Source organism: Mycobacterium sp. 852014-50255_SCH5639931, from assembly GCF_001665605.1.
Taxonomy (GTDB): Bacteria; Actinomycetota; Actinomycetes; order Mycobacteriales; family Mycobacteriaceae; genus Mycobacterium; species Mycobacterium paraffinicum.
Window position 1 is genome coordinate 1 of sequence record NZ_LZSV01000046.1, and the last position, 22,035, is coordinate 22,035.

A 22,035-nucleotide genomic window follows, 5' to 3' on the forward strand; every position below is an offset into this window, starting at 1 on the left:
TGTCCCAGCCGGCGGCGGCCCTGGTGATGTCGAAGTTCGCGTCGTAGAGCTGATATGGCGTGGTGCTTTGGCCCAGCGGTAACACGGCCCCGGGCCGCAACGTCTGGGTTCCCCGCGGCTCGATCTCGAGCACCTTCTTACCCAGGATGTTGTCGGTCTTGATGGCGAGCCGGCTCTCGGTGCCGATCCTTTTGCCGCCGATGGAAAACTTGATCAGGACGTGGTCGCCGTCGATGTTGAGCGCCTGCACCGTGCCGACATTCACGCCGGAGATGCGCACCTTGTCGTTCTTTTTCAGTTGACCGGTGTCGGTGAACTGCCCGTAGTAGCTCGGGCTGGCGAAGATCATCGGGACGCTGGTGAAGCTTTGGCCGACGGCGACCACGAGCGCCACCACGGTGATGCCCATCAGCCCGACCCGGCCGCGGTTGAATTCCGTCAGTGTTCTCATTGCGGCGTGCACCTACCGGTGGGCTGCTGCCAGATCCGAACCGTGCGTACCGGACCGCCGGGTTGCAGTCCGTTCCACTTGATGGTGAGGTCGCAGACGTAGTAGTTGCCCCAGTCCCCGTACAAGCCGATGCTGCGTCCGATCAGGTTGAGCGCGCTCGGCATCTTGTGGATCAGATCGCCGAGCTGATCGCGTTGGTCCACGAGCGGCTGCTGAAGTGCCTGCAGGTAGTTGATCTCCTTGTGCAGCAAAGCGCGGTTGTCCGCGAGTAGGTCGGCCACTGTCCCGGCGGCGTTGCTGATGTTCGCGGTGGCGGCGGCCAGTGGGTCGGCGTGGTTCTTCAGGCCGGTGATCAATCTCTCGAAGTTGTCGACGGCCTGGTCGAATTCCTTGCGATGCCGAACGGTGGTGTCCAGCACGGTGTTCAGGTTGTTGACCACCTCGCCGATGGCCTGGTCGCGTTCGGCGATGTGCGCGGTCAGCTGCGCGGTCTGGTCGAGGATGTCGTTGATGGTGCCGCCCTGACCCTGAAACACGGTGATGATGGCTGACGCGATGGTGTTGGCCTTCTCCGGATCGAGCGCCCGAAACAGCGGCTTGAAACCACCGATCAGGGCGTCGAGATCCAGCGCCGGTGAGGTTCGCGATAGCGGGATGAAGCCGCCCGCCGGCAGGATGCGGTCAGTGCCCTCACCGTCGCCGTGCTTGAGCTCCAGGTAGCGATTACCGATGAGGTCGAGATAGCGGATCTGCGCGGTCGTCGACTGGTAGAGCGGTATCGAGCGGTCCACATCGAAGTCCACCTGCACCCGCATGCTGTCGTCGAGCAGCCGCACTTTTTTGACCTTGCCGATCTCCACTCCCGCGGCACGAACGAACTGGCCGTCGCGCAGGCCGCTGGCGTTGTTGAACTCCGCGGTGTAACTGTTGGTGCTGTTGAAGCGCATCTGACCGAACACCACCACGATCGCCACGGTGATCAGCAGCAGCGCCAACGAGACGATGCCGAGCTTGATAGCGGTGCCGGTGATTTTCATGGGTTGATCGTGTTGTCCCCGACTTGGCGGCCCCACACGTACTCGATTGCGTACGGTGAGCCGGTGTCTAAGTGGTTGTAGGGCGCGAGGCTGGCACCGGTGTCCACCACTAGTTCCGGCGCGGGCCACAGATCGTGTGTGATGGGCTGCCAGCAACCCGGCGCACCCCCGGGGCCGCCGCGGGCGTTCACCCGCGGCAAATTATCCGGATACACATAGGGATTCGGCGCCCCGCCGACCAGTCCGGCCAGCCCGAGGAGCCCCATGGTGGCCGCGGTGCCGGTCAACCCTGGGGGAGTCAGTAGGCCTCCCAAGCCTGACGTCAGCTCGGTCATGGTTTTCATCGCGTAGCCGTTGCCGCCGCCCGTCGCCGCGTAGGCCCTGGGTTCCTCGTCGTAGTAGTTGCGGATGGTGCAGAAGATCTCGGGGCTGTAGGTGTCGAGCAGCTGGGCGGTGGGCACCAGGTCGGCCATCCCTCGCTGCAGGTACGGCCCGCCCCGCCGGAAAATGTCGGCACCGGCGTTGCCCAAGCCGGTGGCGGCCAACAGCGCGGCATCCAGGTCGGCTTCCTGGCGGTGCAGCGTGCGCGCTGTGATGACCGCGTTGTTGAGGGAGTCGAGCAGATCCGGTGCGGCGTTGGCGAAGGTGCCGCCCAGGTCAGCCAGCCCTTGAATGTCATGCCGGGTCTGCGGCATTTGCGGATTGATGTCGTCGAGGATGGCGTTGGCGTTGACGATCGACTGCCCGAGCTTGTCGCCCAAGCCAGTCAACGCCTGCGCGGCTGCGGCCAGCGTCAGGTTCACCTTGACCGGATCCACCTTCTCCGCGATCGCGGTGAGCGTCTCGAACAACGTGTTGAGCTCCGTTGTAACGGACCCGGCATAAATCACTTGCTGTGGGCTGATGGTTTGCGGCACAGGGTTTTTCGGTGAGGTCAACGACACATACTTGTTTCCGAAGACGGTGGTCGCGTCGATATTGGCGTCCACGTTGGCCGGGATCAGCTCGATGTACTTCGGATTCACGTCCAAGACGAACTTGGCCGCCGGTAGGCCGTTACGCTGGATTTCCGAAATGCTGGCCACCCGGCCGATTTCCACCCCGTTGTAGGTGACCTTCGACCCCGAGTCCATCACCAAACCGGCCCGGGGAGCCAACATCGTCAAGCGTGTCGTCGGCGTGAACTGGCCCCGAAACTGCAACCATACGAACGCAAGCACCATCGCAGCGACAGCCGCGAACACCAGAGCCGTTGTCTTGTACGGCGGGATACGTGGCGGGTTCTCCTGCACCGGGCTCGTCATGGCGGCTACACGGTGAGGTTGAAGTTCGGGTTTTTGCCGTAGACCGCCATCGCGGTGAGCACGACGACGACAACGATTGTCACCAACGACAGCCGCATCGATCGGCCGACCGCTTCACCGACGCCGACCGGCCCGCCGGTGGCGGTATAGCCGTAGTAGCAGTGGGTGGTCATCACGATCACCGCAGCCGGGAGCACCTGTGCGAACGACCAGCCCACGTCGTTGAGGCGCAGGAATGTATGGAAGTAGTGGTTGTAGGTGCCGGGGGACTGCCCGTAGAACAACACGGTGGTGACCTGTGCGGAGAGGAAGGCCAGGGTCATCGCCAGCCCGTAGAGCGGGATGATGACGACGAGACCCGCCACCACCCGGGTGGAGGCCAGATAGGCAACCGACCGGATGCTCATCACCTCCAGGGCGTCGATCTCCTCGCTGATGCGCATGGCGCCCAGTTCGGCGGTGGCGCCGGCGCCGACCGTGGCGGCCAGCGCCTGACCGGCGGCGACCGGCGCCACAAACCGCACATTGACCATTGCGGCCAAAAAGCCGGTGAATGCGTCGGCACCGACGTTGCCCAGCGTCGCGTAGCCCTGGATGGCGACCAGTGAGCCCGCGGCTAGAGTGATGAAGCCGATGATGGCGGCGGTGCCGCCGACCACGGCCATCGCGCCAGTGCCCAACCCCATCTGGGCAATCATGCGCAGCAGCTCTCTGCGGTAGCGGTGTAGCGCGAAGGGGATCTGCCCGACTGCACTCAGCGCGAACCAGACCATCTGCCCGACCTCGACCAGTAGCCGGGGCGCGGCGTCACCGTAATCACGGAGGGCAGCGGCTGCCCGCGGGAAGCGGGTACGCGGCGCGACAACCGCGGTAGCCGCTGCCATGTCAGCGGCCCGGTCCGAACCGGACACCGATCGTGGTCAGTGCCGCGTTGATCGCGAAAAGCGCGATGAAGCACAGCACCACCGTCTCGTTGACGGCAGTGCCCAGACCTCTGGATCCGCCGCGTACGATCAGCCCTCGATAACAGCCGACCAGGCCGGCGACCAGCCCGAACGTCGCGGCCTTGATAATCGCGATCACCACCTCGGGCAGGCCGGTAAGTGCCGTCAGCGTGGACACGTAGCCACCGCTCGAGACGTTCTGCAGGTACACGCTGAACAGGTAGCCGCCCGCCAGTCCGACGCCGACCACCAGGCCGTTGAGCAACACCGCGACGATTGTGGAGGCGACGACGCGGGGCACCACCAGCCGATGGATCGGGTCGATACCGAGCACCTCGAGCGCATCGATCTCCTCGCGGATGGTGCGCGCGCCGAGGTCGGCGCAGATAGCAGTGCCCCCGGCGCCGCCGACCACCATCACCGTCACGATCGGGCCGAGCTGGGTGACCGCGGCGATCCCAGCACCAGCACCAGAGGTGTCCGCGGCGCCGAACTCGCCTAGTAGGACGTTGAACGTGAATATGAGCAGCACGGTTTCCGGGATGGACAGCGCGATAGCGGGCAGGAACGATACCCGCATGAGGAACCAGCCAGCCACGATGAACTCACGCCACTGGAACGGCCGTGTCAGGGCTTTGCCGGTCAGTGCGCACATTCGGAAGAACCCGCCGGTCACTTCCGCCCCTGCCCAGAGGTGGTTTCCAAATTTGGCGGCGACCGCATTCAAGGCAGTCATCGGTGCGGCTCCCGACGTGGCGCATGCGCTTGCGCCGTCGATCGCTTGAGGGCACGGATCCGGGTCGGCGTGTGGTGACCGACCGGACTGCCGAATCGCGTCGTCTGCATAAGCGGGTCATGCATTGTCGTGAGCGCGAGATAGCGTTGGCGGTCGCGATCCCGATTCGCAAGCATGTCGGCAGAGTGACGGTGCACCGAAAAGCTATTCGCTAGCGGGCATTTCGAGTCTTCGGCGAACGACGAAGGTCTCCGACGGCATCGCCTCAACTTCCGGCACAACGGTGCTTGGTCTGACTCGCCGCGTAACGCATCACCGGGCTCCAGACACCGGTCGATCACTTGCGCCCCTTGACCGACGTCCTCCGGCCCGCTCCGAATCCCCTCGGTTGTGCCACGCAGCAACTATGGCACTCGACGCTTAGATAGAAGCGTCGACACGCGCGTACGGTCAGTCAATAATTGAATACCCGAGATATGAATGGCGGATCACTGCGCCGGAATCTTTTGGGCTGCTCCATGATCGCGACGCTTCGGCGACTTGGGCCTATACACTGCCCTTGGCGTGCCATCGGATGCACGTCCACCGGCCTTCGTCAGCGAACAAATCGACGGTACGTACAGCGACTAGTTGCACTACGACAATGGCAATACAAGCTCGTTCAGTGCTACAAGTGAGAATGGACTACGGGCCAACTACCCGCTCCCGCAAAGCATTCTGTCGCCGCGCTGTTCAATCTGTTGCACCCGGTACCGCGGCAAGGGGTCGTGCGCGACAGACGACTTCCGTGGAGGGTTCGCTCGCTTGCACAGCGCCACGCGGTCGAACTGCAGCCCGCTGAGGAAGACATCGACGAAGACGCCCCGCTGGCTTGCTACCGTCGCGTTGCGGGCGAGCACCTGTAGCCGTGCGGACGCGTACATGATTGCGGCTATGCGTTAGTACGCCGCGGACTTTGGTTCCGAAGTGATGAACGATGGTGCCCTTGGACATGCCAAGATCGTCGGTGATATCGCCGAGATTCGTTCTCTCGTAGCCACGTTCGGCGACATAGCGCACAAACGCTTCCAGAATCTCATTACGTCTACCGGGCAATCTGGGCATCGTCAACCTTCGGCATGAAACTAACCGTCGACCGGTCTATTAGACCCGCCACGCGCGCATCCCCTACCGGTTATGTTGCCGAGCCGGTCACCTGGTCGGCGCGGGCAGCGGCGGCGCTGCCCGCCTCTGACGGTGAGGGCCCGGATGCTGAAGAATGCTCGCTCGCGGTGTTCAACCAGCCGTTCGGCGACGGCATTAGGTGCCGTAGCTCCAATACGAACGCTAAGCAGTTGCCGTGGCGGTCGGCGATCACGAGCTTGTGCACGCCTGACTCTCTTAATAGTTCAGCATCCCGTACGCGCTGCCGGGGGACGCCGTTGGTGTGGACCGTTGGGCTGTCTAACATTTGTGAACTCCCTTGGCGGGGTTCTCTCCTCCGATCCGAACGCTCAAATACTCCAGACCAAATCCAATGTCTCTCCGAATGCCGCCGCCGAACAGGGCATTTCGACCCATCCCCAAGGGCTCGTAAGTCGCCTGACAATGGGACCGAAATTCGGAGGCCTGAAGGATTCACCAACGGTTCGCATCCACGTGCACCTTTGGCAACTGCTGTCTGGTCGACTCACGGCCGCGGTGGCAGCAAATGGCCTCACGGGCGCGTTGGCATGGAGGCCGGTACGAGTTAACCAGGCTTGGCCTCGCCGCAACCACCCCGCTCTGCAACCTCCCAACCCCTTGGTTGACAATCGATCCAAGACCCACTTCGTCTGAAGTCAACACGTCACGTCAAAGGAGACACAACCATGGCTGAAGCCGTCATCGTCGAGGCCGTCCGCTCACCGCTCGGGAAACGCAACGGAGGCCTGTCGGGGGTGCACCCGGCCGACCTGTCCGCGCAGGTCCTCAACGGGCTGGTCGACAAGGCCGGTATCGACCCGGGAATCGTCGACGACGTCATCTGGGGCTGCGTCATGCAGGCCGGTGAGCAGGCCCTCGACATCGGCCGCACCGCGCTGCTGGCCGCCGGTTGGCCCGAGACCGTGCCGGGCGTGACCGTCGACCGCCAATGCGGGTCGAGCCAGCAGTCCATCCACTTCGCCGCGGCGGGCGTGGTCGCCGGACACTACGACGTCGTCGTCGCCGGGGGTGTCGAGTCGATGTCGCGCACCCCCATGGGTTCGTCGCTGGCCGGTGGCGGCAACCCCTACCCGCAGGCCTTCAAGGACCGCTACCACAAGACGCCCAACCAGGGCCTCGGTGCCGAAATGATCGCCGAGCAGTGGGGCTTCGACCGCACCGCGCTCGACGAATTCTCGCTGGGATCACACGAAAAGGCCGCTGCAGCACAGGATTCCGGCGCGTTCGACGACCAGATCGTCGGCATCAAGGATCAGGATGGCAACGTCGTACTCAAGGACGAGGGTATCCGCCGCGGCACCCCGATGGAGAAGATGGCGTCGCTGAAGCCGGCGTTCAAGGAAGACGGGGTGATCCATGCCGGCAACTCCTCGCAAATCACCGACGGTTCGGCCGCACTCCTGTTCATGTCGGCAGAGAAGGCCAAGGAACTGGGCCTCACACCGATCGCCAAGGTGCACACCGCGGTACTGGCCGGCGCCGACCCGGTGATCATGCTGACCGCGCCCATCCCGGCGACGCAGAAGGCGCTCAAGAAGTCCGGCCTCTCGATCGGCGACATCGGGGCCTACGAGGTCAACGAGGCGTTCGCGCCCGTCCCGCTGGCGTGGCTGAAAGACATTGGGGCCGATGAGAAGAAGCTTAACCCCAACGGCGGCGCCATCGCGCTGGGCCACCCGCTCGGCGGCTCGGGTGCGCGGTTGATGACCACGCTGCTCTACCACATGCGCGACAAGGGAATTCGCTACGGCCTGCAGACGATGTGCGAAGGTGGTGGCCAGGCCAACGCCACCATCGTGGAGCTGTTGTGACGGACGCTGCCAGCGACCAGCCGGCGGTGCTGGCCGAACGACGCGGCAACGTCATGGTGATCACCATCAACCGGCCCGAGGCCCGCAACGCGGTCAACGGTGCCGTCAGCATCGGCGTGGGGGACGCGCTCGACGCGGCGCAGCACGACCCTGAGGTGCGGGCCGTGGTGATCACCGGCGCCGGCGACAAGTCGTTCTGCGCCGGTGCCGATCTCAAGGCGATCTCGCGCCGGGAGAACCTGTATCACCCCGAGCACGGCGAGTGGGGGTTCGCAGGTTACGTGCACCACTTCATCGACAAGCCCACCATCGCGGCGGTCAACGGCACCGCCCTGGGTGGGGGCACCGAGCTGGCCCTGGCCAGTGACCTGGTGGTGGCAGACGAGCGGGCAAAGTTCGGCCTGCCGGAGGTGAAACGCGGGCTGATTGCGGCCGCGGGCGGCGTGTTCAGGATCGTGCAGCAGCTGCCGCGCAAGGTGGGAATGGAGCTGCTGCTGACCGGCGAGCCGATCACCGCCTCCGACGCCTTCGAATGGGGGCTGATCAACCAGGTGGTCGAGGAGGGCACGGTGCTGGAAGCCGCGTTGGCCCTGGCCGCCAGGGTGACCGTCAACGCGCCGCTGTCCGTGCAGGCCAGCAAGCGCATCGCCTACGGCGTCGACGACGGGGTCGTCACCGACGAGGAAGCGGGATGGCAGCGCACCATGAAAGAAATGGGCGTCCTGCTGCGGTCCGAAGACGCCAAGGAGGGGCCGCTCGCTTTCGCCGAGAAGCGCGAGCCGGTCTGGAAGGCGCGCTAGCTCAGGTCGCGAGGACGTTCACTCCGCGCCGGAACGTGCCGGGCAGCAGCGTGCACGCCGGCACGATGGCACGGCGCGTGAGCGGTGGGGTGCTGGCCAACACCAGGCCGCGGGTAAGTAACCGGTAGCTTCGGGTAATCCGTTGCCACGCAAGCTCATACGATGACGGTTTCTCGTCGACGATGGCGGCGACCGCCGCGGCCGCTTGCTTGACCGCCAGGCTGATACCCTCGCCGGTCAGCGCGTCCTCGTACCCCGCCGCGTCACCGACCAGGAGCACCCGTCCCGCGACGCGGCGGGAGACCACCTGCCGCAACGGCCCGCACCCACGCGCCTCGCCGCGGCCGGCGCCCTGTAACTGCCCGGCCAGCCGGGAGAACCAGGCGAGGTCGGGCCGGCCCCGCGACAGGATCGCCACGCCAACCAGGTCCGGTTCCACCGGGGTCACGTATGCCTCGCCCCAGCGCGACCAGTGCACTTCGACGAATTCCGACCACGCCGGCACCCGGTAATGCCAACGGACGCCGTAGCGCCGCGGCGTCCCCGCCGTCGCCGTGATTCCGACGGACCGCCTGACCTGAGAATGCAGTCCGTCGGCCGCCACCAACCATTTCGCGCGCACACCGGCGGCCGTCACCCCGTGGGCGTCCTGCTGCACGGTGGTCACCCGCGTCCGAATCCATTCGGCGTCTTGCTCTTTGGCGCGCGCGGCCAGTGCCGCGTGCAACGTCGTGCGCCGCACCCCCCGGCCCGGCCCATTGCGAAACCGCGCCTGCGCCCGGCGGTGTTCGCTGACGTACGCGATGCCATGGAAGGGCATGCCGACCGGGTCGACCCCGAGGGACGTCAGCTCGGCCAGCCCGCTGGGCATCAGGCCCTCGCCGCACGCCTTGTCGATGGGACCCTCGCGCGGGTCGGCGACGATCACCGAAAGTCCTTGGCGGCGTGCGTGTAACGCCGTGGCCAGGCCGCCCGGGCCGCCGCCGACAATCAACAGGTCGGTGTCGTAGTCGGTCACGTGTAGCCCAGCGCGGAGTTCTCGACCTGCAGCCGCACCCTCAGCAGCGCCGCGTTCGCCAGGGTGAAAATGGCCGCCGTAAGCCACGCCGTGTGCACCAACGGCAGCGCCAACCCCTCAGCCACCACTGCAACATAGTTCGGATGGTGCAGCCACCGGTAGGGACCCTGGCGCACCAGCGGAGCCTGTGGCAGCACGATCACCCGGGTGTTCCACCGCCGCCCCAGCGTGGCGATGCACCACCAGCGCAGGCCCTGGCTGAGCGCCACCACCGCCAGCATCGGCCAACCCAGCCACGCGATGAACGGCCGGTGCAGCGCCCACGGCTCGAGAACGCAGCCGACCAGCAGCCCGGTGTGGATGAGCACCATCACCGGATAATGCGACCGACCAAATTCCTTGGCGCCCTGGGCAAACGACCACTGCGCGTTGCGCTTGGACAGCACCAGCTCGACGACGCGCTCGATGCCGACCGCCAGGACCAACAGGTAATACATGTCTCCACTATCTATTGACGACTACCGGGTCTACGGTGCCGCCGCCGCGCGGGTTCAACCTTGCGAGCGTAATGCCAGTGCAAAATTCCGGGCCGAAAGCCACCGTGCCGTGACGCCCGCCACCCCCGGGCGGTCTCCGCCCGCTAGTGTCGACGGTATGCGGATCCTGGTCACCGGTGCCACGGGCTACGTCGGATCTCGGCTGGTCACGGCGCTGCTGGCGGACGGGCACCAGGTCCTGGCGGCCACCCGAGAACCTGAGCGCCTCAGGCGGTTCGGATGGCACGGTGAAGTCACACCGGTGACCCTCGACGCCGCGGATCCCGCGTCGACCCGAGCCGCGTTCGCCGACGCCGGACCCGTTGACGTGGTGTATTACCTGGTGCACGCCATCGGGCAGCCCGGCTTCCGCGACGCCGACAAGGCCGCGGCCGCCAACCTGGCCGCGGCGGCTCGGGACGCCGATGTGCGCCGGATCGTCTACCTGGGCGGATTCGTGCCCGCCGGCGAGGTGTTGTCCGAGCACCTGACGAGCCGGGCCGAAGTGGCCGACGCCCTGACCGTCCCGGGCGGCCCGGAGCTGGTGTGGCTGGGCGCGGCGATGATCATCGGTGCCGGTTCGACCTCGTTCGAGATGATGCGCTACGTCGGCGACCGTTTTCCGCTCATTCCCATGCCGAGCTGGATGGACAACCCGATCGACCCGATCTCGATCCGTGACGTCCTGCATTACCTCGTCGCCGCCGCCGACCCCGACCTGGTGCCGGCCGGGGCGTATGACATCTGCGGCCCGGACACCACGTCCTACCGCGAGTTGCTCAAGACGTATACGCGCATCTCCGGCAGGTGGCACGCCGGGTTGCCGGTCGGCAGGGTCGACACGGGGCTGGCGTCGCTGATCACCGGCGTCGCCCTGCCGGTGCCGCCCGGGTTGGCCGGTGATCTGGTCGAATCGCTGGAGCACCCGATGGTGGCGTCGAAGGGCGACGTACGCGGTCGGGTGCCGGACCCGCCCGGTGGCCTGCTCGGCGTCGACGACGCCATTGCCCTAGCCTTGGCCGATCAGTCGAATCGTCCGTCCCCGGTCAACGCCCTGGCCGATCCCCATCACCTCGCCGACACCGATCCCGCGTGGGCCGGTGGTGACGTGCGGCGCATCCGCCACGTCGCCCGGCGGGTCACCCCGCCCATCGTGCGGCCGGCTCTGGGGCTGGTGAGCATGGTCCCCGGTCCGGTCGCCGGGGCGCTTCGCACCGGCCTTGATCTCCTGATCGCCCTGACCCCGAAGGTGCATCCCGCATGAGTCAGTCAACCGCCCCGTCCACCACAGGCACGCTGTCCGAGTGGTGGCGCGCCCTCACCAACGTCGCTGTGCCCCATCACGAATCGCCGGCCGTCGTGCGACGCCGGCGCGTCATCGTCGCCATCACGGTGGTTGTCGGCGCCGGGGTACTCGGGTTTTCACTACGGCGCCATCCGGGGGATTCGAGCTTCTACTGGCTGACCCTGGCGCTGGCGGGGGTGTGGCTCGCCGGCGGGTTCATCTCCGGCCCGCTGCACCTGGGCGGCATCTGCTGGCGCGGCCGCAATCAAAGGCCGGTCATCACCGGGACGACCATCGGTCTCCTGCTGGGGGGCGTGTTCGTCGTCGGCGGACTGATCGCTCGCGAGATCACGCCGGTGGCGGAGTTGATAACCCGGGTACTGGAATACGCCCACCACGGGTGGTATCCGGTGATCGTGGCGATCACGCTTGTCAACGGCGTCGCCGAGGAAGTGTTCTTCCGCGGCGCGCTCTACACCGCACTGGGTCGCTACCACCCCATCGTGATTTCGACCGTCCTCTACACGGCCGCGACGCTGGCCAGCGGCAACCCCATGCTCGGTTTCGCCGCGGTCATCTTGGGCACGGTGTGCGCGTTCGAGCGCCGGGCGACCGGGGGTGTCCTGGCGCCGATGCTCACCCACTTGGTGTGGGGGCTGATCATGGTGCTCGTGCTGCCCCCGATGTTCGGCGTCTGACGCCGTTATCGGACCGAACCGACCACTTCGCGGGCCAGCGCGCGCATGGCGGCGGCGTGCGCCGGCCGCACGAAGAACCAGTACACCCGGCCAGGGATGCCCCTCGGCAGGAAAATGGACCGCTGGGTGTAGCGACTGCCGTGGCCCTCTGGCCGGGTGACCGTGATCTCGAGCCATTCCCGTCCCGGCGCTCGCTTGGTTGAGCGCAGCCGCAACAGCGTGCCCGCCGCGCGCTCCTCGACCTTCCATCCGGCCGCCCGCGCGTTCACGGCATCCTCCGCCGCCGCCCAGACGTCGGCGGGTTCAGCGGCGGTTTCCTCGGTGCGCGCGTCGGTGTAGACGATCTCGCCCGCCCAATCGGGATCCGTGGGCAGCGCCTCGGCCGGTTCGGTCCGCAACGACGACCACGAGGGTTCCGGGACGCCGCGCGCGGCACGGCTCAGCGCCAACTCGACGGCCCGGTGGTAGGCGGTCAGGCCGCCCGGCGGGAGCCCGATGACACTGTCGATGTCGTGGTTGCGCATCACCGCGTCGCACTCCAGCGACTCGATCAGGGGGCGCGCCAGACCGGGCGGGATCGGCGTCACCGTCCCGACCCAGAGGCTGGCGATCGTGGGCGTCAAGAACGGCAGCACAATCAGATACCGCTTGCCCAGGCCCGCGACCTCGGCGTAGACCCGCATCATGTCGCCGTACTCCAACACGTCGGGCCCGCCGATGTCCCAGGTACGCGACGAGGGCACCGCCGCCGTAGCCGCGGCGACCAGGTAATACAGCACGTCGCGCACCGCGATTGGCTGGATCTTGTTGTGCACCCACTTCGGAGTGGTCATCACCGGCAGCCGGTCGGTGAGGTGCCGGATCATTTCGAACGAGGCCGATCCCGAGCCGACGACGACACCCGCCTGCAGCACGATGGTTTCGATGCCCGAGGCGATGAGCGCGTCGCCCACGGCCGTCCGCGACTCGAGGTGTGGCGAGAGCTTGCGGCCCTCGGGATGCAGCCCGCTCAGATACACGATCCGCCGCACGCCGGTTTGCCGGGCAGCGGTCACGACATTGCGGACCGCCCGCGTCTCCTCGTCGGTGAAATCCTTCGCCGTTCCCATCGAATGAACGAGGTAGTAGACGACGTCGATCCCGTCGAACGCCGCGACCAGCGAATCGACGTCGCCCAGGTCGCCGCGCGCGACCTCAGCCTGCTGCCGCCACGGCACGTCCGCCAACTTGGCAGGGTTGCGCGCCAAGGCGCGCACCTGGTGGCCCTCGTCGAGCAGTCGCGGCACCAGCCGGGCGCCGATGTAGCCGGTCGCCCCGGTCACCAGGCAGCTCACCTGTCCAGCCATGGGTTCTCCGTTCGTCGTCTTCGAATTATTCGGACCCGACGCGGGGGAGGATTACCGGCTTGGGCCACCGGTAAGCACCACAGGCTCAGCGGTCGGTGAAGTCCGGCGTGCGGCGCTGCTGGAAAGCGGTTGCGCCCTCGACGAAGTCGTGCGATCGCAGCAGCACCGCCTGCCCCTCGTACTCACGCTGCAAAGCCGGATCCAACTGGGGGAGCGTGGCCGCGTTGATGGCGAGCTTGGTCTTGCCGAACGCCGCGACCGGTCCCGCCAACAGCCGGGCGATCACCTTGTCCACCTCGGCCTCGAATTGGTCGGCGGGGTAGACGGCGCTGACCAGCCCCCAGGACAGCGCCTCGGCGGCAGGCAGCCGTTCGGGCAGCAGCGCCATCTTGATCGCCCGGATGCGGCCGACGGCCGCGGCGATCAGCGCGGAAGCACCGCCGTCGGGCATCAGGCCGATCTTGGTGAAGGCGAGCATGAAAAAGGCGCTCTCCGAAGCCAATACGATGTCGCACGCCAGCGCCAGCGAAACCCCGACACCGGCCGCCGGTCCCTGGACCACGGCGACCACCGGGTGCGGCACCGCGGCGATCGCCCGGATCAGCCGGTTGATCTCCAGGACGATCTCGTCGGGCGAGAGCCCGGTGTCGGACACGTCGTCGGCGCTGATCCCAGCTCCGGAGCAGAAGCCGCGGCCCGCGCCGCCGAGGCGCACTACCTTCACCTCCGGGTCGCTCGCCGCGCGTTCCATCGCGTCGGCGATGCCGGTAATCACCGGCACGGTCAGCGAATTGAGGCTGTCCGGCCGGTCGATGGTCACCGCCAACACGCCGTCGGACAGCGTGACGGAAAGGCCTGCGACGGGGGTCAGGGTGTCGATCGCGGATTGCGCCATGGGCTCACCCTAAGTGACCGGGCTGCGCGCCCGCCGCGGGCGGCTGCGAAGATGCCAACAACAACGGGCGTCAGAGCAGACGAAAGGTCGGTGGGTCGTGGCTGGACCGCTGAAGGGACTTCGGGTCGTCGAGTTGGCCGGCATCGGGCCGGGTCCGCACGCGGCGATGATCTTGGGGGATCTGGGCGCCGACGTGGTGCGCATCGATCGGCCATCGACCGGTCCCGGCGGTGTCGCCAAGGACGCCATGCTGCGCAACCGGCGCGTGGTGACCGTCGACCTCAAGTCCGACGAGGGACGTGCCGTCGTGTTCAAGCTCGTCGCCAAAGCCGACGTGTTGATCGAGGGCTTCCGCCCCGGCGTCACCGAGCGGCTCGGCCTCGGGCCCGAGCAGTGCGCCGAGGTGAACGAGCGGCTGATCTACGCCCGCATGACGGGCTGGGGACAGTCCGGCCCGCGCAGTCAGCAAGCGGGCCACGACATCAACTACATCTCCCTCAACGGGATCCTGCACGCCATCGGGCGGGCGGACGAGCGGCCGGTGCCGCCGCTGAACCTGGTCGGCGACTTCGGCGGCGGCTCGATGTTCTTGTTGGTCGGCATCCTGTCCGCGCTGTGGGAGCGGCAGAACTCCGGCAAGGGTCAGGTGATCGACGCCGCGATGGTCGACGGCTCCAGCGTGCTGATCCAGATGATGTGGGCGATGCGGGGGCTGGGCATGTGGTCGGACGTGCGCGGCACCAACATGCTCGACGGCGGCGCGCCCTATTACGACACCTATGAGTGCGCCGACGGGCGCTACGTCGCCGTGGGCGCCATCGAGCCGCAGTTCTACGCGGCCATGCTCGCCGGCCTGGGCCTGGACGCCGCCAGCCTGCCGGCGCAGAACGACGTGAGCCGCTGGCCCGAGCTGCGCGCGGCGCTGACGGCGGCCTTCGCCGCTCACGACCGTGACCACTGGGCGAAGGTGTTCGCCGATTCCGACGCGTGCGTGACACCGGTGCTGGCGTTCGGAGAGGTGCACACCGAGCCGCACATCACCGAGCGGAACACGTTTTACGAAGTTGAGGGTGGTTTGCAGCCGTTGCCTGCCCCGCGGTTCTCCCGCACCACGCCCGACGTGCCCCGCCCTCCGGCCGCCCCGCTGGCCGACGTCGAAGCCGTGCTTAACGACTGGGTATAGTCGCCAACCAACTGGTTGGCTGGACTCAAGGAAGGACTCGAATGGAAATCAAGGACGCCGTAGCCGTCGTCACCGGGGGCGCCTCGGGCCTGGGCTTGGCCACCACCAAGCGGCTGCTCGACGCCGGGGCGCAGGTGGTGGTGATCGATCTGCGGGGCGAAGAGGCGGTCCAAGAGCTCGGCGAGCGCGCCCGCTTCGTGCAGGCCGACGTCACCGACGAGGCCGCTGTCGGCAAGGCGCTGGACACCGCCGAGTCGCTGGGCCCGGTGCGCATCAACGTCAACTGCGCCGGCATCGGCAACGCGATCAAGACGCTGTCCAAGGACGGCCCGTTTCCGCTGGACGCGTTCAAGAAGGTGGTCGGGGTCAACCTGATCGGGACGTTCAACGTGCTACGGCTGGCCGCCGAGCGCATCGCTAAAACGGAACCGGTCGGGGAAGAGCGTGGCGTGATCATCAACACCGCCTCGGTCGCCGCGTTCGAGGGCCAGATCGGCCAGGCCGCCTACTCGGCGTCCAAGGGCGGCGTGGTCGGCATGACGCTGCCGATCGCGCGCGACCTGTCGCGCGAGCTCATCCGCGTGGTGACCATCGCGCCGGGGTTGTTCAAGACCCCGTTGCTGGGTTCGCTGCCCGAGGAGGCGCAGAAGTCGCTGGGCAAGCAGGTTCCGCACCCGGCCCGGCTGGGCGATCCCGACGAGTACGGCGCGCTCGCGGTGCACATCATCGAAAACCCGATGCTCAACGGCGAGGTCATCCGCCTGGACGGCGCCATCCGCATGGCGCCTCGCTGAGGTCTCCAAAGACGAAAGCCCCCCGCGACTAGCGGGGGGCTTTCGTAACGGAGCAAGAACTTATCGACGGAACCATCGACTGACGGCGGGTTCGGCCATTAACAGGCGTGCGAGCATGCTCATGGTCGGACCTCAGCTCGCCGCTTGCAGTTCGTCGAACTGCTCCGAGGTCTCGCCTTCCACCAGGACGTCGCCGTGGTAGAGGGCTTCGAAGTCAACCTTGATGACGTCGGCACTTGTGTCGTCGATCCACATGACACTGAGCGTATGGGCCACCATTAAGGAATCTTTGAGTCACGATTCGGAAAACCGTGGCAATTTACCGCTCGGTAGGTTGTAAGCGGCCGACCGCGGCGTTTAGGCCCGTGACCTGCTTAGTTGGCACACATTTTTCTGGCCGGACTCTTACTGTCGCGGCGGTTTAAAACGCCCGCATTGAACCGCGCGGCAGCCGCCGTCGTCCGTGCTTGTAAAGGAATCTGTTTGACGCGTGGAAACTAGCGTTTGTTAGGTTGTCGCGGGTACGCCAGCGGCCAGCGCGATCAGCACCGGCGGCGGAAGGGCTCGACATGCTGCAGGGGATCGCCCGATTGGCCATCGCGGCGCCGCGCCGCATCATTGCAATAGGTGTCCTGGTCTTCATCGCCGCCGCGATCTTCGGCATCCCCGTCGCCAAGAGCCTGTCGCCCGGGGGCTTCCAGGATCCGCACTCGGAGTCCGCCCATGCGATCCAGGTGTTGAGCGACAAGTTCGGGCAGAGCGGTCAGCAGATGCTGATCCTGGTGACAGCGCCCGGGGGCACCAACAGCGAACAGGCCCGCACCGTGGGGACCGACCTGGCCAACCAGCTGCAGAAGTCACCGTTGGTCTACAACGTGTCGTCGCCGTGGACGGTCCCGCCTGAGGCGGCCGGCGACCTGATCAGCCGCGACGGCAAGTCGGGCCTGCTCGTGGTCAACCTCAAGGGCGGCGAGAACTACGCGCAGACCAACGCCCAGACCATCGCGGACCAGTTCATCCACGACCGTGACGGCGTGACCGTCAGCGCCGGCGGCGCGGCGATGCAGTACGCCCAGATCAACACGCAGAACCAGGCCGATCTGCTGGTGATGGAGATGATCGCGCTCCCGCTGAGCTTCCTGATCCTTATCTGGGTGTTCGGCGGGCTGCTGGCGGCGGCGTTGCCGATGGCGCTGGGCGCGCTGGCCGTCGTCGGTTCGATGACGGTATTGCGGCTGATCACGTTCAGCACCGAAGTGTCGATCTTCGCGCTCAACCTGAGCACCGCGTTGGGCCTGGCGCTGGCCATCGACTACACACTGCTGATCGTCAGCCGCTATCGCGACGAGCTGGCCGAGGGCAGCGACCGGGAAGAGGCGCTGATCCGGACCATGGCGACCTCCGGGCGCACGGTGCTGTTCTCCGCGGTCACCGTGGCGTTGTCCATGTCGGCGACGGTGGCGTTCCCGATGTACTTCCTCAAGTCGTTCGCCTACGCCGGCGTGGCCACCGTGGCCTTCGTCGCGACCGCCTCGATCGTGCTAACGCCGGCCGCCATCGTCCTGCTCGGTCCCCGGCTGGACGCGCTGGACGTCCGCCGGCTGTTGCGCCGGGTGTTCCGGCGCCCCGAGCCGGTGCACAAGCCCGTCGAGCAGCTGTTCTGGTACCGGTCGAGCAAGCTGGTGATGCGCCGGTGGGCGCCGATCGGCCTGACCGTCGTTGCGTTGCTGCTCCTGCTCGGGCTGCCGTTCCTCGGCGTGAAATGGGGCTTCCCGGACGACCGCGTGCTGCCGCGTTCGACGTCGTCGCACCAGGTCGGTGACCGACTGCGCAACGATTTCGCGGACGACTCCGCCACGACCGTGCCGGTCGTCGTTCCCGACGCGCGTGGCCTGAATCCGGCGGACCTTGACCGGTACGCCGCCGACTTGTCGCGGGTTCCCGACGTGTCGGACGTGTCGGCTCCGGGCGGGACCTTTGTCGGCGGGAACCGGACGGGACCGCCCGCGGGGGCCACCGGTCTGGCCGACGGCAGCGCCTTCCTAACCGTCAGCAGCGCGGCGCCGCTGTTCTCGCCGGCCAACGACGCGCAGCTCAAGCGGTTGCATGAGGTGCCCGGGCCGGCCGGCCGAGCCGTCGCGATGGGCGGTGTCGCCCAGGTCAACCGCGACAGCGTGGATGCGGTCACCGATCGGCTTCCGCTGGTGCTCGGGTTGATGGCCGCCGTGACGTTCGTCCTGCTGTTCCTGCTCACCGGCAGCGTGGTGCTGCCCGCGAAGGCGCTGGCCTGCAACATCCTCTCGCTGACCGCGGCCTTCGGTGCGCTGGTGTGGATCTTCCAGGACGGGCATCTCGGGGCGCTCGGAACCACGCCGAGCGGGACGCTGGTCGCCAACATGCCGGTGCTGCTGTTCTGCATCGCCTTCGGGCTGTCGATGGACTACGAGGTGTTCCTGCTCTCGCGGATCCGCGAGTACTGGCTCGCGTCCGGGGCCGCTCGACCCGGACGGCCGACCCCGAAGGAGGCGCACGCCGCCAACGACGAGAGCGTCGCGCTCGGCGTCGCCCGTACCGGCCGGGTGATCACCGCGGCCGCCTTGGTGATGTCGATGTCGTTCGCGGCGCTGATCGCCGCCCACGTTTCGTTCATGCGGATGTTCGGCCTGGGACTGACGCTCGCGGTGTTCGCCGACGCCACCCTGGTGCGAATGGTCGTGGTGCCAGCGTTCATGCATGTGATGGGCCGGTGGAATTGGTGGGCGCCCAGGCCGCTGGCCTGGCTGCATGATCGGTTCGGCATCAGCGAGGGAGGGGCCCACGGATACGTCGAGCCGGTGCCGCTGGACGCCGGCCGGCTGGTGGAACCCGTGTCCAACATCGGCTGACGCGCCGATCGGTTCGTCGGCAAGACCCTATTGTGAGGCTCATCCGAGTCGGAAGGTTGACGTGTATGACAACGGCGGTGGACAACCCGTTCTTCGCGCGAATCTGGCCCGTCGTCGCCACCCATGAAACCGAGGTGATCCGGGCCCTTCGCCGGGAGAACCTTTCGGGGTTGTCGGGGCGGGTGCTGGAGGTCGGTGCGGGTATCGGGACGAACTTTCCGCACTACCCGGAGTCGGTCCACGAGGTGGTCGCGGTCGAGCCCGAGCCGCGGCTGGCCGCCCAGGCACGGGCGGCGGCGGACGTGGTGCCCGCCCGCGTCGTCGTGGCGGGCGAGACGGCCGAGGGATTCAGCGGCGGCGAGCCCTTCGACGCCGTGGTTTGCTCGCTGGTGTTGTGCTCCGTGCAGGATCCCGGCGGCGTGTTGCGACGCCTGTATTCGCTGCTGCGCCCGGGCGGAGAGCTGCGCTACCTCGAGCACGTGGCGAGCGCCGGAGCGCGGGGCCGTTTCCAGCGGATCGCCGACGCGACGCTGTGGCCCCGGTTGTTCGGCAACTGCCACACCCACCGCGACACCGAGCGCTCGATCATCGACGCCGGATTCGAGGTCGACGTCTCCCGGCGCGAGTTCACATTGCCCGCATGGGCGCCTATGCCGGTGTCGGAAATCCTGCTGGGCCGCGCCCGCAGGCCGTAATTCCCGCGCGGCTACTTCAACAGCGCGGGCAGCCGCTGCAGCAGCCCCGGCAACGCCTGGCCGGCCGTCTCGCGGATGCTGATCGTCGCGTGCCTGGACAGCGGCGTGACCTCGGGATTGACCTCGATGACGGCGGTGCCGCGGGAGAGCGCCAGCTCGGCCAGCCCGGCCGCCGGATAGACGATCGCCGAGGTTCCGACGACCACCATCACGTCGGCGGCCTCGGTCGCCTCGACGGCGGACTGCCACGGCGCGTCGGGCAACGGCTCACCGAACCACACGATGTCGGGCCGGATCAGGCCGCCGCAATGACACACCGGCGGCTCCACTTCCAGCATCGGTTCGGGCATCGCGGGCAGCTCGCCCGTGAAAGGCATACCGCAACGGTCACAACGGAATTCGAACAGGCTGCCGTGCAGGTGATGAACCGGCATGCTGCCGGCCCGCTCGTGCAGGTCGTCGACGTTCTGGGTGATGACGCTGACCTCGGCGCCGTCTTGCCACGCGGCGATCGCGCGGTGCCCGGCGTTGGGCTGGACGTCGGCCACCAGATAGTGACGCCACAAGTACCAGCCCCACACCCGCTCGGGATTGTCGCGCCACCCCTGTGTGCTGGACAGCTCGTAGGGATCGAAGCGGGCCCACAACCCGTTCTTGTCGTCGCGGAAGGTCGGCACCCCGCTCTCCGCGGAAATCCCCGCGCCGCTCAGCACCGCTACTCGCATCCCACAAAGATAGCGGTGCTTGGGACATACTGAAGAGGTGGAGCTGCGGGATTTGCTGAAGGTCGACATGAAGGCGGGCAGGCCGCTGTTCGACCAGCTCAGGACCCAAGTCATCGACGGCGTTCGGGGCGGTGCGCTGCCGCCCGGAACCCGGCTCCCGACGGTGCGCGACCTCGCCGGCCAGCTGGGCGTCGCGGCCAACACCGTGGCCCGCGCCTATCGGGAACTCGAGTCGGCGGCGATTGTCGAAACCCGTGGGCGCTTCGGCACTTTCATCTCCCGCTTCGACCCGACCGACGCCGCGATGGCGGCCGCCGCCAAGGAGTACGTCGAGGTGGCCCGGGCGCTGGGGCTGACGAAGTCCGACGCGATGCGCTACCTGACCAACGTGCCGGACGACTGAGCGCGCTGTCCTAACGCAACACCTTCGCCAGCGTGCGCAGGTTGCGCGTCGTCGTCGACGACTTGTAGCGCGGCTTGCCCATCGTCTTGCCGATCGTGCTGTCCAGGGTGGCGCCCTTGGGTACCTGCCAATAGATGACGCCCGCGCCGCGGCCGATCCGCTCGTCCGGTCCGGTGGCCTCGCCGAGTGCGGCGAGTTCGTCGAGCGCCGCTTTGTCGGCGACGAACGTGACGTAGGACTGGTAGCCGTCGACCTCGGGTTCGAACGGGTAGGCGTCGACGATGGCGCGCACCGTCTTGAGGTCGTAGACCAGCACCCAGGCGTCGTAGCCGAATTTCTCGCGCAGCGCGGCTTCGGCCTTCTTGCGCACCGCCGCTCCACCGGCGGACGACTCCAGCAGGACGTTGCCGCTGGCCAGGATGGTGCGCACGTCAGTGCATCCGGCGTCGGTCAAAGCGCGCGCCACCTCGGCCATTTTGAGGTTGACGCCGCCGACGTTGACGCCCCGCAGGAACGCCGCGTACTTGGTCATCATCCGATTTCACCAGGGCGGCCCGTGCTGACGCGATCCGGGACCGGTTGCTGGACGCGCAACGTAGGCTTTGCGGCATGGGACGCCAAGTCTTCGACGACAAGCTGCTGGCCGTGATCAGTGGAAACTCTCTCGGAGTGCTGGCCACCATCAAACGCGACGGGCGCCCGCAGTTGTCGAACGTGAGTTACCACTTCGACCCGCGCGACTTGGCCGTGCGGGTGTCGATCACCGAGCCGCGGGCCAAAACGCGCAACCTGCGCCGCGATCCGCGGGCGTCCATCCTGGTCGACGCGGACGACGGGTGGTCGTACGCGGTGGCCGAGGGCACGGCGATGCTGACGCCGCCCGCGGCCGCCCCCGGCGACGACACCGTCGAGGCGTTGATTGCCTTGTACCGCAACATCGCCGGCGAACACCCGGATTGGGACGAGTTCCGCGAGGCGATGGTCACCGATCGGCGGGTGCTGCTGACCCTGCCGATCTCGCACGTGTACGGCATGCCGCCCGGAGTGCGGTAGCCCGCCCGAATGCGGCAATCCCGGCTAGGCTGCCGGTATGGCTGAATCGAAGTCATCCGAGGCGCCCGAATCGGACGACGACAACAAGCGCAAGTTCCGTGAAGCCCTCGACCGCAAGATGGCCAAGTCGTCGGGCGGGTCCGACCACAAGAGTGGCGGCGGTAAGCAGACTCGCACGCACGGCCCGGTGGAGAACCGCCGCGAATTCCGCCGCAAGAGCGGCTGATCGTCGCCCGTTGCGCGGCAGGCAC

General features: G+C 67.2%; 24 protein-coding genes. 11 read left to right on the forward strand and 13 right to left on the reverse strand.

All coding sequences use genetic code 11. The features are described 5' to 3' along the window. The 6 genes from A5758_RS24540 to A5758_RS26615 form a co-directional block, all read right to left on the reverse strand. Positions 1-451, reverse strand: a 451-nt coding sequence (locus tag A5758_RS24540; protein WP_156622782.1) for an MlaD family protein, incomplete at its 3' end; no start/stop codon positions are given. Further along, positions 448-1,488, reverse strand: a complete 1,041-nt coding sequence (locus A5758_RS24545; RefSeq protein ID WP_067745590.1) for a virulence factor Mce family protein — start codon at positions 1,486-1,488, stop codon at positions 448-450. The genes A5758_RS24540 and A5758_RS24545, both read right to left, overlap by 4 nt. Beyond that, positions 1,485-2,792 (reverse strand): MCE family protein, encoded by a 1,308-nt coding sequence (locus tag A5758_RS24550; protein ID WP_067745593.1) that lies wholly within the window; start codon positions 2,790-2,792, stop codon positions 1,485-1,487. The genes A5758_RS24545 and A5758_RS24550 overlap by 4 nt, the downstream gene beginning before the upstream one ends. Before the next feature lie 5 nt (positions 2,793-2,797). Next, positions 2,798-3,676: an ABC transporter permease gene (locus tag A5758_RS24555; protein ID WP_067745729.1), complete on the reverse strand. Its 879-nt coding sequence runs from the start codon at positions 3,674-3,676 to the stop codon at positions 2,798-2,800. Between the two features lies 1 nt (position 3,677). Next, on the reverse strand, positions 3,678-4,391 hold the full coding sequence (locus A5758_RS24560; RefSeq protein WP_369816488.1) for an MlaE family ABC transporter permease: 714 nt from the start codon (positions 4,389-4,391) through the stop codon (positions 3,678-3,680). An 813-nt stretch (positions 4,392-5,204) separates the two neighbouring features. Continuing rightward, positions 5,205-5,576 carry a TetR/AcrR family transcriptional regulator gene (locus tag A5758_RS26615; RefSeq protein ID WP_197504060.1) on the reverse strand — a complete coding sequence of 124 codons (372 nt, stop codon included), beginning with the start codon at positions 5,574-5,576 and terminating at the stop codon, positions 5,205-5,207. Between the two features lie 746 nt (positions 5,577-6,322). Here A5758_RS26615 and A5758_RS24570 point away from each other — a divergent pair. Both A5758_RS24570 and A5758_RS24575 read left to right on the forward strand, forming a co-directional pair. After that, the gene (locus A5758_RS24570) at positions 6,323-7,468 is read left to right on the forward strand and encodes a thiolase family protein (RefSeq protein ID WP_067202812.1); all 1,146 of its coding nucleotides are present in this window, start codon (positions 6,323-6,325) and stop codon (positions 7,466-7,468) included. Then, positions 7,465-8,268 (forward strand): crotonase/enoyl-CoA hydratase family protein, encoded by an 804-nt coding sequence (locus A5758_RS24575; RefSeq protein ID WP_082939834.1) that lies wholly within the window; start codon positions 7,465-7,467, stop codon positions 8,266-8,268. Before A5758_RS24570 ends, A5758_RS24575 begins: the two co-directional genes overlap by 4 nt. A gap of 1 nt (position 8,269) precedes the next feature. Here A5758_RS24575 and A5758_RS24580 read toward each other — a convergent pair whose 3' ends face one another. Together A5758_RS24580 and A5758_RS24585 are read right to left on the reverse strand one after the other, a co-directional pair. Continuing rightward, positions 8,270-9,286, reverse strand: coding sequence for an NAD(P)/FAD-dependent oxidoreductase (locus A5758_RS24580; protein ID WP_067745602.1), 1,017 nt, complete (start codon positions 9,284-9,286; stop codon positions 8,270-8,272). Beyond that, positions 9,283-9,783 (reverse strand): isoprenylcysteine carboxyl methyltransferase family protein, encoded by a 501-nt coding sequence (locus A5758_RS24585; protein ID WP_067745605.1) that lies wholly within the window; start codon positions 9,781-9,783, stop codon positions 9,283-9,285. Before A5758_RS24585 ends, A5758_RS24580 begins: the two co-directional genes overlap by 4 nt. Positions 9,784-9,940: 157 nt before the next feature. Here A5758_RS24585 and A5758_RS24590 point away from each other — a divergent pair, with 157 nt between their 5' ends. Both A5758_RS24590 and A5758_RS24595 read left to right on the forward strand, forming a co-directional pair. Then, positions 9,941-11,086: an NAD(P)H-binding protein gene (locus A5758_RS24590; protein ID WP_067745608.1), complete on the forward strand. Its 1,146-nt coding sequence runs from the start codon at positions 9,941-9,943 to the stop codon at positions 11,084-11,086. Then, the gene (locus tag A5758_RS24595) at positions 11,083-11,805 is read left to right on the forward strand and encodes a CPBP family intramembrane glutamic endopeptidase (RefSeq protein ID WP_067745612.1); all 723 of its coding nucleotides are present in this window, start codon (positions 11,083-11,085) and stop codon (positions 11,803-11,805) included. Before A5758_RS24590 ends, A5758_RS24595 begins: the two co-directional genes overlap by 4 nt. Before the next feature lie 5 nt (positions 11,806-11,810). On the opposite strand, the gene A5758_RS24600 is transcribed toward A5758_RS24595, so the two are convergent. Both A5758_RS24600 and A5758_RS24605 read right to left on the reverse strand, forming a co-directional pair. After that, a complete protein-coding gene (locus tag A5758_RS24600; RefSeq protein WP_067745624.1) occupies positions 11,811-13,151 on the reverse strand; it encodes a DUF2867 domain-containing protein in 1,341 nt (446 codons plus the stop codon). Between the two features lie 85 nt (positions 13,152-13,236). Further along, positions 13,237-14,046, reverse strand: a complete 810-nt coding sequence (locus A5758_RS24605; protein WP_067745627.1) for an enoyl-CoA hydratase — start codon at positions 14,044-14,046, stop codon at positions 13,237-13,239. 97 nt (positions 14,047-14,143) lie between these two features. On the opposite strand from A5758_RS24605, the gene A5758_RS24610 reads away from it, so the two are divergent. Together A5758_RS24610 and A5758_RS24615 are read left to right on the forward strand one after the other, a co-directional pair. Continuing rightward, positions 14,144-15,229, forward strand: a complete 1,086-nt coding sequence (locus A5758_RS24610; RefSeq protein WP_067202836.1) for a CaiB/BaiF CoA-transferase family protein — start codon at positions 14,144-14,146, stop codon at positions 15,227-15,229. A 41-nt stretch (positions 15,230-15,270) separates the two neighbouring features. Continuing rightward, a complete protein-coding gene (locus A5758_RS24615) occupies positions 15,271-16,023 on the forward strand; it encodes a 3-hydroxyacyl-CoA dehydrogenase (RefSeq protein ID WP_067745629.1) in 753 nt (250 codons plus the stop codon). Positions 16,024-16,155: 132 nt separating this feature from the next. Here A5758_RS24615 and A5758_RS26405 read toward each other — a convergent pair whose 3' ends face one another. Next, entirely contained in the window at positions 16,156-16,278 is a 123-nt protein-coding gene (locus tag A5758_RS26405) for a hypothetical protein (RefSeq protein WP_003878506.1), read from the reverse strand. Between the two features lie 314 nt (positions 16,279-16,592). Between A5758_RS26405 and A5758_RS24620 the strand changes: the two genes are divergently transcribed. Next, entirely contained in the window at positions 16,593-18,908 is a 2,316-nt protein-coding gene (locus tag A5758_RS24620; protein ID WP_067745632.1) for an MMPL family transporter, read from the forward strand. Positions 18,909-18,973: 65 nt separating this feature from the next. Then, positions 18,974-19,603: a class I SAM-dependent methyltransferase gene (locus A5758_RS24625; RefSeq protein WP_067745635.1), complete on the forward strand. Its 630-nt coding sequence runs from the start codon at positions 18,974-18,976 to the stop codon at positions 19,601-19,603. Positions 19,604-19,614: 11 nt separating this feature from the next. Here A5758_RS24625 and A5758_RS24630 read toward each other — a convergent pair whose 3' ends face one another. After that, positions 19,615-20,328 (reverse strand): NAD-dependent deacylase, encoded by a 714-nt coding sequence (locus tag A5758_RS24630; protein ID WP_067745638.1) that lies wholly within the window; start codon positions 20,326-20,328, stop codon positions 19,615-19,617. 37 nt (positions 20,329-20,365) lie between these two features. On the opposite strand from A5758_RS24630, the gene A5758_RS24635 reads away from it, so the two are divergent. Next, on the forward strand, positions 20,366-20,731 hold the full coding sequence (locus A5758_RS24635; protein WP_067202851.1) for a GntR family transcriptional regulator: 366 nt from the start codon (positions 20,366-20,368) through the stop codon (positions 20,729-20,731). A gap of 10 nt (positions 20,732-20,741) precedes the next feature. Here the strand turns inward: A5758_RS24635 and A5758_RS24640 are convergent, their stop codons facing one another. Beyond that, positions 20,742-21,263 carry a DUF1697 domain-containing protein gene (locus A5758_RS24640; RefSeq protein WP_067745735.1) on the reverse strand — a complete coding sequence of 174 codons (522 nt, stop codon included), beginning with the start codon at positions 21,261-21,263 and terminating at the stop codon, positions 20,742-20,744. Positions 21,264-21,340: 77 nt separating this feature from the next. Between A5758_RS24640 and A5758_RS24645 the strand changes: the two genes are divergently transcribed. Both A5758_RS24645 and A5758_RS24650 read left to right on the forward strand, forming a co-directional pair. Then, the gene (locus tag A5758_RS24645; RefSeq protein ID WP_067202854.1) at positions 21,341-21,784 is read left to right on the forward strand and encodes a PPOX class F420-dependent oxidoreductase; all 444 of its coding nucleotides are present in this window, start codon (positions 21,341-21,343) and stop codon (positions 21,782-21,784) included. A 37-nt stretch (positions 21,785-21,821) separates the two neighbouring features. After that, positions 21,822-22,010: a DUF5302 domain-containing protein gene (locus A5758_RS24650; RefSeq protein WP_067202857.1), complete on the forward strand. Its 189-nt coding sequence runs from the start codon at positions 21,822-21,824 to the stop codon at positions 22,008-22,010. Positions 22,011-22,035: the final 25 nt, after the last annotated feature.